Origin of the sequence: Enterobacter sp. J49 (assembly GCF_002148625.1) — a bacterium.
GTDB lineage: Bacteria > Pseudomonadota > Gammaproteobacteria > Enterobacterales > Enterobacteriaceae > Enterobacter > Enterobacter ludwigii.
Map to the genome: position 1 here is coordinate 852,632 of NZ_MWPY01000037.1, position 15,586 is coordinate 868,217.

Sequence of the window (15,586 nt, forward strand, 5' to 3'; positions counted from 1 at the left end):
AACGTGAGGAATAACGGTAAGGTACCCGGTGTTCTCACGTAAGCATCGGGTATTTCTTACGACGTTAATGGCTGTTTCATCTCATCTTCGTTTGCTTGCTTTACTCCCCCTCATTCCGGTCGGAGCCGTTCACGGTGCGCCGAATTCCTTTGTGCAACAGGCACAGAACCCCTTTGATAACAACGGGGATAATCTGCCCGATCTCGGCATGGCGGCGCCCACGACCGAGGGCGAAAAACATCTGGCAGAAATGGCGAAAGCGTTTGGCGAAGCCAGTATGACCGATAACGGCCTGACGACAGGCGAGCAGGCGCGTCAGTTTGCCTTTGGCAAGGTGCGTGACGCGGTGAGCGGCGAAGTGAACCAGCATATTGAATCCTGGCTTTCGCCGTGGGGGAACGCCAGCGTGAACTTGCTGGTGGATGACGACGGCAAATTTAACGGCAGCAGCGGCAGCTGGTTTATTCCGTGGAACGATAACAATCGTTATCTGAGCTGGAGCCAGCTTGGCCTGACGCAGCAGACTGACGGTCTGGTGAGCAATGCCGGCATTGGGCAGCGCTGGGTTGCCGGAAAATGGTTGCTCGGCTACAACACCTTTTACGACAACCTGCTGGATGAAAACCTGCAGCGTGCCGGGTTAGGTGCGGAAGTGTGGGGCGAGAACCTGCGTCTGTCTGCGAACTATTATCAGCCCTTTGCCGGCTGGCGCGATCGCTCTGACATTCAGGAGCAGCGCATGGCCCGGGGGTACGACGTGACCGCTAAAGCGTGGCTGCCGTGGTTCCATCACCTGAATACCAGCGTCAGCTTTGAGCAATATTTTGGTGATAACGTTGACCTGTTCAACAGCGGTACCGGTTATCATAACCCGGTGGCGGTCAATCTGGGGCTGAATTATACCCCCGTTCCGCTGGTAACCCTCACCGCCGGGCATAAGCAAGGAGAGAGTGGGGTGAGCCAGAATAATCTTGGCCTCAAACTCAACTACCGCTTTGGCGTGCCGCTGGTGAAGCAACTTTCTGCCAGTGAAGTCGCCGCCACCCGTTCTCTGCGCGGCAGTCGCTATGATTCGCCAGAGCGGGATAACCTGCCGGTGATGGAGTTCCGCCAGAGCAAAACGTTGTCCGTCTACCTGGCGACACCGCCGTGGGATCTCAAAGGGGGCGAAACCGTGATGCTTAAGCTGCAGATCCGCAGTAAGCACGGGATTCGCCAGCTGCACTGGCAGGGAGATACGCAGGCGCTGAGTCTGACGTCGCCGGCCAACAATACCAGTGAAGACGGCTGGAGCGTGATTATGCCTGCCTGGGATGACAGTGAGGGCGCGAGCAACCGCTGGCGGCTTTCGGTGGTGGTAGAAGATAATGATGGCAAGCGCGTCTCGTCCAATGAGATCACGCTGGCTGTGGCGCAACCGCTTGTGGCATTACCCACCGACGATCCGCGCTGGAAGCTGCTGCCGGATGAGTAATGCTTAAAAAATACGTTCCTGGTGTACCCATACCGCGGCTTCAACCCGGGATTTTAACTTCATTTTCTTCAGCATATGTTTCACATGCACTTTGACCGTGCTTTCGGTGATATCCAGGCGACGCGCAATCATTTTATTCGGCAGGCCCTGGGCAATCAGCTTCAGAATATCGCGCTCACGTGGCGTTAACTGGCTGACATCGCGATCCGAGGTGGCGCGGTTTGCCCGCAAGCTGGCGGCCAGCACCGGCGTTAAGGCTTCGCTCAGTACCATCTCACCCGCGGCGGCCTGTTGCAGGGCCTTGAGCAGATCTTCCGGCTCCATATCTTTCAGCAGGTAGCCGTCCGCGCCACGCTTGAGCGCCGTCACCACATCCTCTTCATGGTTCGAGACGCTAAAGACCACTACGCGTCCGGAGAGCGATTTTTCCCGCAGCTTGTCGAGCGTTTCCAGACCGTTCATGCCCGGCATGTTGAGATCGAGCAGGATCAGATCGGGATCAAGCGATTCGGCAAGCTCAATGCCCTGTTCGCCATTGCTGGCTTCGCCAACGACGGTGATATCGGGTGCCATGCTGACCAGCTGTTTAACGCCAGTACGCAGCATCGGATGGTCGTCGATCAACAGGATGGATGCCGGTTCCTGATTAGTCATGGGTTTCTCCTTGAGCAGTTGTGAGCGGTTTTTCGGGAATAAAGGTGACCACGACTTCCGTGCCACCTGTCTCTCGCCGGCGAACCTGGCAATCACCGCGCAGGCTTTGGGCGCGGTCTCGCATGATAATTAAACCATAATGGTTAGTTCTTTCGGCATTTTCCGGCACGCCGCAGCCGTTGTCATGAACCGTGAGCCTGACCTGATTATCGTGCTGGCTGACGGTAACGGTGACCGCCGTCGCGTCAGCGTGTTTGAGCACGTTGCTCAGGGCTTCACGGGCGATCTGCAATAGATGAATCGCCTGATGGGAGGGGACAAACCGCGGCGGCAGCTGATAATCAAGCTTCACCGGGAACCCCAGTCGGGCGCTAAATTCATGGCAGCTGGACTCCAGCGCGGGGCGCAGGCCAGGCTCGGTCAGCTGCAGGCGGAAGGTGGTCAACAGCTCGCGAAGCTGAATCCATGAGGTATTGAGTTCGTTGCGGATCTGGCTCAGCAGCTGTTTGTTGCTTTCCGGCATCTCCGCATCCTGCATCTGCAGACAGCTGACCTGCATTTTCATACAGGAGAGCGACTGGGCGATGGAGTCATGCAGTTCGCGCGCGATAGTCGCACGCTCTTCCATGACGATCAGCTGTTGTTGCTTTTCCTGATGGCGGTCGAGCGCCAGTGTAGCGGTCAGCTGCTCCACCAGCGTATCGACCAGCTGCTGCTGATCGTGGCTCAGATGCCGCCCGGCGGGCAGCGTGGCCAGCAGGATACCGTACTGGGTATGGCTGTCCGTCAGTCGCCACTTCAGCGTCGTACCGCCGGAGGTCAGGGGCGGCAAGCCTCGCGGGCAAAGATGACAGCCTTTGTCATCGCAGGACATGTCGGACTGACAGGTAAATTCCTGATGATTATCTTCATCTTCCACATCGTAGACCCGCAGCTCCAGGTCATGCAGCAAGGTAAGATTTTGCAGGCCATTCAGCACCGGCGAGAGGCGTTCACATAACGGCACCTGCATATGCAGACGACGGTTGGCCTGCCACAGGAAGGAGAGGATTTCATTTTTCTGCTCCAGCCCTGCCGTTTTCTCCTGCACGCGTTTTTCCAGCACGGCGTAGCTTTCGGAGAGTTCTTCCGACATGGTATTGAGCGCCTGGCCCAGCATCGCCATTTCATTCCGCCCGCTGATATGCGTGCGCTGGGTAAAATCACGTGCGGTCACCGCGCGGGCCATCGCCAGCAGCTGTTTCCAGGGGTTCAACAGCCGGGCACGCAGCCAGAGGATGGTGAAAATCAGCAGCAGCCCCATAAACAAGGCCATGGCGCGGTGAACCATCAGCACCCGGTCGATACGCAATTCGGTGGTCTGATCGAAAGAGGAGACCAGCGCGTCAATGCGCGACACAAAACCCGCGACGTCCCGTGCCACGGTCTCAGTATTGCGTGCCTGTTTCAGACCAGGCTGAAGCTGGGTGTGCCAGTAGTTTTGCAGGGATTTAAGCTGTGATTCCTGCCCGTCACGGATGGCGGCGCGTTCCAGCTCCGGGCTGAACGCGGTACGCTCCATTTCGTCGATCAGAGGCTGATCGTCTTCCGTCAGCGGTACCGACGCCAGCAGGCGATAACTCTGCATGCGTAGAGAGCCTGCCTCGTTGATGGCATGCGCATTACCCTGTACGCCCTGTACCAGCCAGCCAGAAATCGCCATACCGGTCACACCGAGGGCGGTGGACAGCATAACGATCAGTGCCAACTGGTTAACCAGTGTTAGCGGAGATAAACATCTTTTTAACATAGAGTTGCCGGGCTCCTGACGTGGCCTGCTTGCAGGAATGGCGCTATTCTGGTGCATACCCAGGAGTATACCCATACCAATAAAGGATTACCCCTAAATTGCCAACGGAGTAAGCGGCAGGAGGAGGCGGTATCGGGGACGCTTCAGTGCCGTGAAAAACCACGTCTTTTTTACTGAAATAGCCTACTCACTAAGGATAAGGGCTTTTTTCGCGCTGTAAAACCTCCCACTTTTCCTTTGATTTATATCAACTTACCGCCGCCCTAAAACCCTAATGTTTGCAGCATCATTCGAGAATCAGAGGTGTCTATGAGTCACTCATCCGCTCCCGAAAGGGAAAATGGTGCCGTTATTACTGAATGGCGTCCAGAGGATCCGGCGTTCTGGCAACAGCGCGGCCATCGTATAGCGAGCCGGAATCTGTGGATTTCCGTTCCGTGTTTGCTGTTAGCGTTTTGCGTATGGATGTTGTTTAGTGCAGTGGCAGTCAATCTGCCAAAAGTGGGTTTTACCTTTACGACCGATCAGCTGTTTATGCTGACCGCGTTGCCGTCGCTGTCCGGTGCGCTGCTGCGCGTCCCTTACGCGTTTATGGTGCCGGTGTTTGGTGGTCGTCGCTGGACGGCGTTCAGTACGGGCATCATGATCGTACCTTGCGTGTGGCTGGGTTTTGCGGTGCAGGATACCTCCACGCCTTTCAGCGTGTTCGTGATTATCTCCCTGCTGTGCGGTTTTGCTGGCGCTAACTTCGCCTCCAGTATGGCGAACATCAGCTTCTTCTTCCCGAAAGCGAAGCAGGGCGGTGCGCTGGGTATTAACGGCGGTCTGGGAAACATGGGCGTAAGCGTGATGCAGTTAATTGCACCGCTGGCAATCTCTGTCTCCATTTTTGCAGCCTTTGGTGGCGGTGGCGTCGAGCAGGCGGATGGTTCTTCCCTGTACCTGCAAAATGCGGCGTGGATTTGGGTTCCGTTCCTGGTGGTCTTCACCCTGGCGGCATGGTTCTTTATGAACGATCTGTCGGCATCTAAGGCTTCGCTGAGCGAGCAGTTGCCGGTGCTGAAACGCGGGCACCTGTGGGTCATGGCGCTGCTTTATCTGGCAACCTTCGGGTCGTTTATCGGTTTCTCCGCAGGCTTTGCCATGCTGTCCAAAACACAGTTCCCGGAAGTGCAGATCCTGCAGTTTGCCTTCTTTGGTCCGTTCATCGGTGCCCTGGCGCGTTCACTGGGCGGGATGGTGTCTGACCGTCTGGGCGGAACACGCGTGACGCTGGTGAACTTTGTGATCATGGCTGTTTTCTGTGCGCTGCTGTTCCTGACGCTGCCAGCCAATGGCCAGGGGGGGAACTTTACCGCCTTCTTTGGCGTGTTTATGGTGCTGTTCCTGACGGCCGGTCTCGGTAGCGCATCGACCTTCCAGATGATTTCCGTTATCTTCCGTAAACTGACAATGGATCGTGTTAAAGCGCAGGGCGGAAGCGAAGAGCAGGCCATGCGTGAAGCCGCGACGGATACGGCTGCTGCACTGGGCTTTATCTCTGCCATCGGTGCAATTGGCGGCTTCTTTATTCCGAAAGCGTTCGGTATCTCTCTGGACCTGACCGGCTCTCCGGCAGGGGCAATGAAAGTCTTCCTCGTTTTCTATATCGCCTGCGTAGTGATTACGTGGCTGGTATATGGCCGTAATACCAAGAAAAATAAGTAAGTGTGATTATCCGTTTGCGCGGCCTTCGGGCCGCGTTTTTTTATTATTACAGTAGTTACAACATACTGATGGCGTTTGAGGAACAATGCCTGCGGGTAACACTGTGATCGCCATCGCTTTACAGGGCGGTCTACCCCTTAATACCTGAGATGTTAAATTTAGCCCTGCTTTTTGTACGATAAATTATAAATATCATTATAAATTAATGGCTTATAAAAATTAAAAATATACCGCTTTGGTGGTATCCGATCTAATACCCCACCTGAAACTCCCTCTCCGCCTTGATCGTTATCAATTCTCGCCATCTATCAGAGCGTTACCTTCGCTGCAAATCAGCAATGTCGATTTAGAGAGCCACAGGCTCCACACAGGAGATACCCGATGAGCAAATTTTTGGACCGGTTTCGCTACTTCAAACAGAAGGGTGAAACTTTTGCCGATGGGCACGGCCAGGTTCTGGAGACCAACCGGGACTGGGAAGACGGTTACCGTCAGCGCTGGCAGCATGACAAAGTCGTCCGTTCGACCCACGGCGTGAACTGCACTGGCTCATGTAGCTGGAAGATTTTCGTTAAAAACGGCCTGGTGACATGGGAAATGCAGCAGACCGACTATCCGCGTACCCGTCCGGATATGCCAAACCACGAACCTCGTGGCTGCCCGCGTGGTGCAAGCTACTCCTGGTATCTGTACAGCGCCAACCGTCTGAAATACCCTCTGATGCGCAAACGCCTGATGAAAATGTGGCGTGAAGCGAAAGTGCTGCACAGCGATCCGGTTGATGCCTGGGCATCCATTATCGAAGATGCCGACAAAGCAAAAAGCTTTAAGCAAGCGCGTGGGCGCGGTGGCTTTGTTCGTTCTTCCTGGAAAGAGGTTAACGAACTGATTGCCGCTTCAAACGTTTATACCGTCAAAACTTACGGACCGGACCGCGTCGCGGGCTTCTCGCCTATCCCGGCGATGTCGATGGTCTCTTACGCCTCAGGTGCTCGCTATCTGTCGCTTATCGGCGGAACCTGTCTGAGCTTCTACGACTGGTACTGCGACCTGCCGCCAGCCTCTCCGCAGACCTGGGGCGAGCAGACCGACGTGCCGGAATCCGCTGACTGGTACAACTCCAGCTACATTATTGCCTGGGGCTCTAACGTTCCACAGACCCGTACGCCGGATGCCCACTTCTTCACGGAAGTACGTTACAAAGGCACCAAAACCGTTGCGGTAACCCCGGACTATGCGGAAATTGCCAAGCTGTGCGACCTGTGGCTGGCCCCTAAACAGGGTACCGACTCCGCGATGGCGCTGGCGATGGGTCACGTGATGCTGCGTGAGTTCCACCTCGATAAACCCAGCCAGTACTTTACTGACTATGTCCGTCGTTATACCGACATGCCGATGCTGGTCATGCTGGAAGAGCGAGATGGCTACTATGCAGCGGGCCGCACGCTGCGTGCCGCCGATCTGGTGGATGCGCTGGGTCAGGAAAACAATCCTGAGTGGAAAACGGTCGCCTATAACAATAACGGCGAGCTGGTGGCACCCAACGGCTCTATCGGTTTCCGCTGGGGCGAGAAGGGCAAGTGGAACCTCGAGCAGCGTAACGGTACCACCGGTGAAGAGACTGAACTGCGTCTGAGCATGCTGGGTAGCCAGGACGAAATTGCTGATGTGGGCTTCCCGTACTTCGGCGGCGAAGGGGCCGAGCATTTCAACAAAGTTGAGCTGCAGAACATCCTGATGCATAAGCTGCCGGTCAAACGTCTGCAGCTGGCGGATGGGTCGACGGCGCTGGTGACCACCGTGTATGACCTGACGCTGGCCAACTACGGCCTGGAGCGCGGCCTGAATGATGAAAACTGCGCAACCAGCTACGACGACATCAAAGCGTATACCCCGGCCTGGGCAGAGCAGATCACCGGCGTGCCGCGTGGACACATCACCCGTATCGCCCGTGAATTCGCTGAAAATGCTGACAAGACGCATGGCCGTTCAATGATCATTGTTGGTGCCGGTCTGAACCACTGGTATCACCTTGATATGAACTATCGTGGCCTGATCAACATGCTGATCTTCTGCGGTTGTGTGGGTCAAAGCGGCGGCGGCTGGGCGCACTATGTGGGCCAGGAAAAACTGCGTCCGCAGACGGGCTGGCAGCCACTGGCGTTTGCCCTCGACTGGCAGCGTCCGGCGCGTCATATGAACAGTACGTCTTACTTCTACAACCACTCCAGCCAGTGGCGCTATGAGACGGTAACGGCCCAGGAATTGCTGTCGCCAATGGCGGATAAATCCCGCTACAGCGGCCATCTGATCGACTTCAACGTCCGCGCAGAACGCATGGGCTGGCTGCCGTCTGCACCTCAGTTAGGGACTAACCCGCTGCGCATTGCCGACGAGGCGAAGAAAGCGGGCATGACCCCGGCGGATTACACCGTCAAGGCACTGAAAGACGGCACCATTCGCTTTGCGGCCGAGCAGCCTGAGAACGGCAAAAACCATCCGCGTAACCTGTTTATCTGGCGCTCTAACCTGCTGGGCTCCTCCGGTAAAGGCCACGAATACATGCTGAAATATCTGCTGGGTACTGAAAACGGTATTCAGGGGAAAGATCTGGGCAAGCAGGGCGGCGTGAAACCAGAAGAAGTGGAGTGGAAAGACAACGGTCTGGACGGCAAGCTGGATCTGGTTGTGACGCTGGACTTCCGTCTGTCCAGCACCTGCCTGTATTCCGATATCGTGCTGCCAACCGCCACCTGGTATGAAAAAGACGACATGAATACCTCGGATATGCATCCGTTTATTCATCCGCTGTCTGCAGCCGTTGACCCGGCGTGGGAATCCAAAAGCGACTGGGATATCTACAAAGATATCGCGAAGAAATTCTCCGAAGTGTGCGTAGGACATCTGGGCAAAGAGACCGATGTGGTGACCCTGCCGATTCAGCACGACTCTGCAGCCGAACTGGCGCAGCCGCTGGACGTGAAGGACTGGAAAAAAGGCGAGTGTGACCTGATCCCGGGCGTGACAGCGCCGCACATTATTCCCGTTGAACGTGACTACCCGGCAACGTACGAACGCTTTACCTCTATCGGCCCGCTGATGGAAAAAATCGGTAACGGGGGTAAAGGGATTGCGTGGAATACCCAGAGCGAAATGGACCTGCTGCGTAAGCTCAATTACACCAAAGCGGACGGCCCGGCCAAAGGCCAGCCAATGCTGAACACGGCCATTGATGCTGCAGAAATGATCCTGACTCTGGCACCGGAAACCAACGGTCACGTGGCGGTGAAAGCATGGGCGGCACTGAGTGAGTTTACCGGTCGCGATCATACCCATCTGGCGACGAATAAAGAGGAAGAGAAGATCCGCTTCCGCGATATTCAGGCTCAGCCGCGCAAAATTATCTCCAGCCCGACCTGGTCTGGCCTGGAAGATGAACACGTCTCCTACAACGCTGGCTACACCAACGTTCACGAACTGATCCCATGGCGTACCCTGTCCGGTCGTCAGTCCCTGTATCAGGATCACCAGTGGATGCGCGACTTCGGTGAGAGCCTGCTGGTTTATCGTCCGCCAATCGATACCCGCTCCGTGAAAGCGGTAATGGGTACGAAATCGAACGGTAACCCGGAGAAGGCGCTGAACTTCCTGACGCCGCACCAGAAATGGGGCATTCACTCCACCTACAGCGACAACCTGCTGATGCTGACGTTGTCCCGCGGTGGCCCGATTGTGTGGATGAGCGAGACGGACGCCAAAGATCTGGGCATTGAAGATAACGACTGGATTGAAGTGTTCAACAGCAACGGTGCGCTGACGGCGCGTGCGGTTGTCAGCCAGCGTGTCCCGGCCGGGATGACCATGATGTACCACGCGCAGGAACGTATCGTTAACCTGCCGGGTTCTGAAATCACCGAGCAGCGCGGCGGCATTCACAACTCCGTGACCCGTATTACGCCAAAACCGACGCACATGATCGGCGGCTATGCGCAGCTGGCCTACGGCTTTAACTACTACGGCACGGTAGGATCTAACCGCGATGAGTTCGTGGTGGTACGTAAGATGAAGAATATTAACTGGTTAGACGGCGAAGGTAATGACCAGGTACAGGAGAGCGTAAAATGAAAATTCGTTCACAAGTCGGCATGGTGCTGAATCTGGATAAATGCATCGGCTGTCATACCTGCTCAGTCACCTGTAAAAACGTCTGGACCAGCCGCGAAGGGATGGAGTACGCGTGGTTCAATAACGTGGAAAGTAAACCCGGCACAGGCTTTCCAACCGACTGGGAAAACCAGGAGAAATGGAAGGGCGGCTGGATCCGTAAAATCAACGGTAAACTGCAGCCGCGCATGGGTAACCGTGCGATGCTGCTCGGTAAAATCTTCGCCAACCCGCATCTGCCGGGCATCGATGATTACTACGAGCCGTTTGATTACGACTACCAGAACCTGCACAACGCGCCGGAAAGCAAACATCAGCCGATCGCACGTCCACGCTCGCTCATTACCGGGCAGCGTATGGATAAGATCACCAGCGGTCCAAACTGGGAAGAGATTCTGGGCGGCGAGTTCGAAAAACGCGCCAAAGACCAGAACTTCGAGAACATGCAGAAGGCGATGTACGGCCAGTTCGAAAACACCTTCATGATGTATCTGCCGCGTCTGTGCGAGCACTGCCTTAACCCGGCGTGCGTGGCGACCTGTCCGAGCGGAGCCATCTATAAGCGTGAAGAAGATGGCATTGTGCTGATCGACCAGGACAAGTGCCGCGGCTGGCGTATGTGTATTACCGGTTGCCCGTACAAAAAAATCTACTTCAACTGGAAGAGCGGCAAGTCTGAGAAGTGCATCTTCTGCTATCCGCGTATTGAAGCCGGTATGCCAACCGTCTGCTCTGAGAGCTGCGTGGGCCGTATTCGTTACCTCGGCGTGCTGCTGTACGACGCGGACGCGATTGAAAATGCAGCCAGCACCGAGAACGAGAAAGATCTCTATCAGCGTCAGCTGGACGTTTTCCTTGATCCTAACGATCCGAAAGTGATTGAGCAGGCGCTGAAAGACGGCATTCCGCAGAGCGTGATTGACGCGGCGCAGCAGTCTCCGGTGTACAAAATGGCGATGGACTGGAAGCTGGCGCTGCCGCTGCATCCGGAATACCGCACGCTGCCGATGGTCTGGTACGTGCCGCCGCTGTCTCCGATCCAGTCTGCTGCGGATGCGGGTGAGCTGGGCAGCAACGGCATTCTGCCAGACGTGGAAAGCCTGCGTATCCCGGTTCAGTATCTGGCAAACCTGTTAACCGCAGGGGATACCCAGCCGGTCCTGCTGGCGCTGAAACGTATGCTGGCGATGCGCCACTTCAAACGCGCTGAAACCGTTGACGGTGTTAACGATACCCGTGCACTGGAAGCGGTAGGTCTGACCGAAGCCCAGGCGCAGGAGATGTACCGTTACCTGGCGATTGCCAATTACGAAGACCGTTTCGTGGTGCCGAGCAGCCACCGAGAACTGGCTCGCGAAGCCTTCCCGGAGAAAAATGGCTGTGGCTTTACCTTTGGCGATGGATGCCACGGTTCAGACACGAAATTCAATCTCTTCAACAGCCGCCGCATTGATGCCCTGGATGTGACGAGCAAAACGGAGCCGCACCAATGATTGAACTTGTCATTGTTTCGCGTCTGCTCGAGTACCCGGATGCTGCGCTTGCGCAGCATCAGCAGGAGCTCTTTGATGCACTCGCGTCATCTGAAAATCTTGAGAAAGAGGATGCCCAGACACTGGCCGTTTTCCTCCGGGACCTGTTAGCGCGCGATTTACTGGATGCGCAGGCGGATTACAGCCAGCTGTTTGACCGCGGACGCGCGACGTCGCTGCTGCTGTTCGAACATGTTCACGGTGAATCACGTGACCGCGGTCAGGCGATGGTTGACCTGATGGGACAGTACGAGCAACACGGCCTGCAGCTCGACAGCCGCGAGCTGCCGGACCACCTGCCGCTCTACCTTGAGTATCTGGCGCAGTTGCCTAAAGAGGAGGCGCTGGGTGGTCTGCAGGACATCGCGCCGATCCTGGCGTTGCTCGGCGCACGACTTCAGCAGCGCGAGAGCCGTTACGCGGTGCTGTTCGACCTGCTGGTGAAACTGGCCAATGCATCGGTCGACAGTGAAAAAGTTGCGGAGAAGATCGCCGATGAAGCCCGCGATGATACACCACAGGCGCTGGATGCGGTCTGGGAGGAAGAGCAGGTGAAATTCATGGCTGATCAGAACTGCGGTGAGTCTGAAATCTCTGCTCACCAACGTCGTTTTGCCGGAGCCGTTGCCCCGCAATATTTGAATATCTCTAACGGAGGACAGCAATAATGCACTTCCTGAATATGTTCTTCTTTGACATTTACCCGTATATCGCGGGCACCGTGTTCCTGGTGGGAAGCTGGCTGCGTTATGACTACGGCCAGTACACCTGGCGTGCTGCCTCCAGCCAGATGCTCGATCGCAAAGGGATGAACCTGGCTTCTAACCTGTTCCACATCGGGATCCTGGGGATTTTTGCGGGTCACTTCCTCGGAATGCTGACGCCGCACTGGATGTATGAGTCATTCCTGCCGATTGAGGTGAAGCAGAAAATGGCGATGATTGCCGGCGGTGCCTGCGGCGTGATGACGCTGGTGGGCGGTTTACTGCTGCTTAAACGCCGTCTGTTCAGCCCGCGTGTTCGCGCGACTACCACCGGCGCGGACATTCTGATTTTGTCCCTGCTGATGGTGCAGTGTGCGCTGGGTCTGCTGACCATTCCGTTCTCGGCTCAGCATATGGATGGCAGCGAAATGATGAAGCTGGTCGGCTGGGCGCAGTCTGTGGTGACTTTCCACGGTGGTGCGTCTGAGCACCTTGACGGTGTGGCGTTTATCTTCCGCGTGCACCTGGTGCTCGGGATGACGCTGTTTGTGCTGTTCCCATTCTCTCGTCTGGTGCATATCTGGAGCGCACCGGTGGAGTATCTGACGCGCAAATATCAGATTGTTCGCGCCCGTCGCTAATTTGCTGAAAACCGACACGGGAGCAGGACGCTCCCGTTAATTTCAGATTGTGTAAAGAAGGGGCTCCTATATTATTAGCGGTTGGATTAGCTAGTGAAGGGAGCACTGGTGTGGGTCAATCAACAGAGCCGGAAATTTCGGCCGCAATAAAAATTATCTCAACAGGCATTGCCTTGCCTGCTGAAAGACTGACATCCAGCGATCTGGATTCATGGTTAGGAAAACCGCCTGGCTACGTTGAAAAACGGTCCGGTATACTTACCCGCTACCACGCTTCTCACACCGCCAGCCAGGCCGGGCTGGCCGCACAGGCGCTACATAACGCGCTACATGCCGGAACGATATCACCTGCTTCCATAGACCTGTTAATTTGTGCATCGGCTATTGCCATACAAGCGCTTCCCTGCAGTGCGGTTCATATTATCAAGGCGGCGGGTATGCCCGCGGGTATGGCGGGGTTTGATATTAACAGCAGCTGTGTCAGCTTTATTTCCGCTTTAGAAGTTGCTGCAGGTTTATTGAATACAGGCGCATACCGTCGCATCGCCATTGTTTCAGCTGATTTAGCATCGCGCGGCATTGACTGGAGCCACGAAGAGTCTTCGTTGATTTTCGGTGATGGTGCGGCGTGTGCGATCGTGGAGCGTGGTGACGGCAACAGCGGGATTATCACCAGCCTGATCGAGATGTACCCGGATGGCAGCGAACTCTGTGAAATCCGTGCGGGAGGAACGCGTCGCAACCCAAGAGCGGGCATGAGCGACAGTGATTTTATGTTCCATATGCAGGGTAAGGCGCTGTTCCGGTATGCCTCTTCGCTGATTGATGACTACTTCGCGCGGCTGCTGGGAAAATGCGGTCTGCAACTGTCGGATATCGGTACCGTCATTCCGCATCAGGCCAGCCATCTTTCTCTTGAACACATGCGTAAGCGGCTGGGCGTCCCTGAATCCATCTTAATTGATGTTTACCGTCACTACGGCAACCAGGTGGCCGCCTCCATCCCTACGGCGCTGCATGAAGCGGTAACCCATGGTCGTTTCACGCCGGGAAAACCCGCGATGCTTATTGGTACTGCAGCAGGCCTGACGCTGGCTGGCATGGTACTTATGCCATGAAGATCCTGGTGACAGGGGCAACCAGCGGGCTGGGGCGTAACGCTGTCCACTATTTGCTGGAACGTGGCTTTAGCGTAGTGGCGACGGGCCGTAATCCGGTCGAAGGTGCACATTTAAAGCATGTGGGCGCGACGTTTATCCCACTCGACTTGTCCCTGGCATCTCTGGACCAATGCGCCAGGCTCATGGAGGGGTGCGATGCCGTGTGGCACTGCGCAGCGAAATCTTCTCCCTGGGGAGGGAGGGACGCTTTCTGGCAGGCTAACGTCATTGCAACACAAAAACTGGCGATGGCAGCGGGCACCGCGGGCATTCCGCGTTTTGTCCACATTTCTACCCCTGCGGTCTACTTCGATTTTCAGCATCACTACGATCTTCCGGAAACCTACCTGGCGAACACATTTTCCAGCCACTATGCCAGCAGCAAACGGGCAGCCGAACGCATCATTGAAGATGCGGTGGCAAACTTCAGCGCGACAACGTTCATCATTTTGCGCCCGCGTGGGCTTTTCGGTCCCCATGATAAGGTGATCGTTCCTCGCCTGCTGCGTCAGCTCCATCAGGACGGAGGGGTACTGCGCCTGCCCAGGGGAGGAGAAGCGCTTCTGGATTTGACCTTCGTACAAAACGTGGTCTTTGCTATGGAACGTGCAACCTTGGGCCAGCCTCTTTATTCCGGCAGCATCTATAACGTGACCAATCACCAGCCGCAGCGGCTGGTTGATATGCTTGACGCGTTGCTGCGTCAGCAACTGGGGTTACGCTATCAGATCCGGTCAATTCCCTGGCCGGTGGTGTCACTGGCCGCGCGTGGCATGGAATTAGTCGGAAAGTGCATCAATAAGGAACCTCCCGTCACCCGTTACAGTGCGGGAACGGTTTGTTTCGATATGACGCTGAGCGCTAAAAAAGCCGTAGAGGAGTTGGGCTATACCCCTCGCTTTTCAATGGCAGAAGGCATCGCGCTAACGGGAGAATGGCTGAGGACGAATGGCAAAGATTACCGCGTTTGAAACAGGATATTGCACCCATATCGGCTGCATGGCTCTAAAAGGCGCTGGTCTCAGGGTGTGCAAATTTCCCTCTCGAGCCTGGCTCCTGGAAGTCGGTTCACACCGATGGCTATGGGATACCGGCTATTCCTCCTGGTTTGAACACTACACGCGCTCGGGCATTTTTCGCATTTACCGGCAAGTCACGCCGGTCTATTTCGACCCCAAACAGTCCCTGGCTCAACAGCTTTACTCACAAGGCCTGGTCGGGGGCGATATCGATGCGATTATCTTGTCGCACTTCCATGCCGATCACGTCGCAGGGCTGCGTGATTTCCCCGATGTTAGCTGTATTTGTTCTGGTGAGGGCTGGCAGCAGGTGAGAGCGCTGAGAGGATTTGCCGCCCTGCGTCAGGCATTTGTGCCAGGACTTTTCCCCTCCGAGTTTGAGTCGTCATTGCGCTTCATTGAAGGTTTCGAAACCCTGAGGCTGCCCGAGGCGCTTGCTCCGTTTGAGCGGGGCTATGTTTTGCCGTACAGTCAGGGCGAAATTATTTTGATCCCGCTTGCAGGCCATGCAGCCGGACACTTCGGCGCATTCGTACTGACAGAGGACGGCTGGACACTTTTGGCTGCAGATGCGGCCTGGTCTCCTGACAATTACCGGGAGATGCGCGGTCCTTCACGGCTTGCCAGTCTGGTGATGTCCGATCCCTCTGCTTATTACCAGACGCTCCGGCAACTCAATCAACTCTGGAAAAACGGTAAAGTGGATATTCGTCTGTGTCATGAGGGCGATTTGTGAACCTCA

11 protein-coding genes are annotated in these 15,586 nt (G+C 55.8%); 9 read left to right on the forward strand and 2 right to left on the reverse strand.

The annotated features are described in order from the left end of the window. The first annotated feature begins 67 nt into the window (after positions 1-67). Complete coding sequence (locus BJP35_RS22375; RefSeq protein ID WP_032669735.1) at positions 68-1,474, forward strand: YchO/YchP family invasin; 1,407 nt, start codon at positions 68-70, stop codon at positions 1,472-1,474. A 3-nt stretch (positions 1,475-1,477) separates the two neighbouring features. Here BJP35_RS22375 and narL read toward each other — a convergent pair whose 3' ends face one another. After that, entirely contained in the window at positions 1,478-2,128 is a 651-nt protein-coding gene (gene narL, locus BJP35_RS22380; RefSeq protein WP_003856701.1) for a two-component system response regulator NarL, read from the reverse strand. Beyond that, positions 2,121-3,917: a nitrate/nitrite two-component system sensor histidine kinase NarX gene (gene narX, locus BJP35_RS22385; RefSeq protein WP_025203922.1), complete on the reverse strand. Its 1,797-nt coding sequence runs from the start codon at positions 3,915-3,917 to the stop codon at positions 2,121-2,123. Before narX ends, narL begins: the two co-directional genes overlap by 8 nt. Before the next feature lie 309 nt (positions 3,918-4,226). Here narX and BJP35_RS22390 point away from each other — a divergent pair, with 309 nt between their 5' ends. The 8 genes from BJP35_RS22390 (at position 4,227) to BJP35_RS22425 (ending at position 15,580) form a co-directional block, all read left to right on the forward strand. Next, a complete protein-coding gene (locus tag BJP35_RS22390) occupies positions 4,227-5,624 on the forward strand; it encodes a NarK family nitrate/nitrite MFS transporter (protein ID WP_020882361.1) in 1,398 nt (465 codons plus the stop codon). Positions 5,625-6,005: 381 nt separating this feature from the next. Further along, the gene (locus tag BJP35_RS22395; protein ID WP_047744782.1) at positions 6,006-9,749 is read left to right on the forward strand and encodes a nitrate reductase subunit alpha; all 3,744 of its coding nucleotides are present in this window, start codon (positions 6,006-6,008) and stop codon (positions 9,747-9,749) included. Next, positions 9,746-11,281 (forward strand): nitrate reductase subunit beta, encoded by a 1,536-nt coding sequence (gene narH, locus BJP35_RS22400; protein WP_020882363.1) that lies wholly within the window; start codon positions 9,746-9,748, stop codon positions 11,279-11,281. The genes BJP35_RS22395 and narH overlap by 4 nt, the downstream gene beginning before the upstream one ends. Then, entirely contained in the window at positions 11,278-11,988 is a 711-nt protein-coding gene (narJ, locus tag BJP35_RS22405; protein WP_040017698.1) for a nitrate reductase molybdenum cofactor assembly chaperone, read from the forward strand. The genes narH and narJ overlap by 4 nt, the downstream gene beginning before the upstream one ends. Beyond that, complete coding sequence (gene narI / locus BJP35_RS22410; protein ID WP_014170469.1) at positions 11,988-12,665, forward strand: respiratory nitrate reductase subunit gamma; 678 nt, start codon at positions 11,988-11,990, stop codon at positions 12,663-12,665. Before narJ ends, narI begins: the two co-directional genes overlap by 1 nt. Positions 12,666-12,775: 110 nt before the next feature. Further along, positions 12,776-13,783: a 3-oxoacyl-[acyl-carrier-protein] synthase III C-terminal domain-containing protein gene (locus BJP35_RS22415; protein WP_044857625.1), complete on the forward strand. Its 1,008-nt coding sequence runs from the start codon at positions 12,776-12,778 to the stop codon at positions 13,781-13,783. Then, the gene (locus BJP35_RS22420; protein WP_047744780.1) at positions 13,780-14,796 is read left to right on the forward strand and encodes an NAD(P)-dependent oxidoreductase; all 1,017 of its coding nucleotides are present in this window, start codon (positions 13,780-13,782) and stop codon (positions 14,794-14,796) included. The genes BJP35_RS22415 and BJP35_RS22420 overlap by 4 nt, the downstream gene beginning before the upstream one ends. Continuing rightward, complete coding sequence (locus tag BJP35_RS22425) at positions 14,774-15,580, forward strand: MBL fold metallo-hydrolase (RefSeq protein WP_047744779.1); 807 nt, start codon at positions 14,774-14,776, stop codon at positions 15,578-15,580. Before BJP35_RS22420 ends, BJP35_RS22425 begins: the two co-directional genes overlap by 23 nt. Positions 15,581-15,586: the final 6 nt, after the last annotated feature.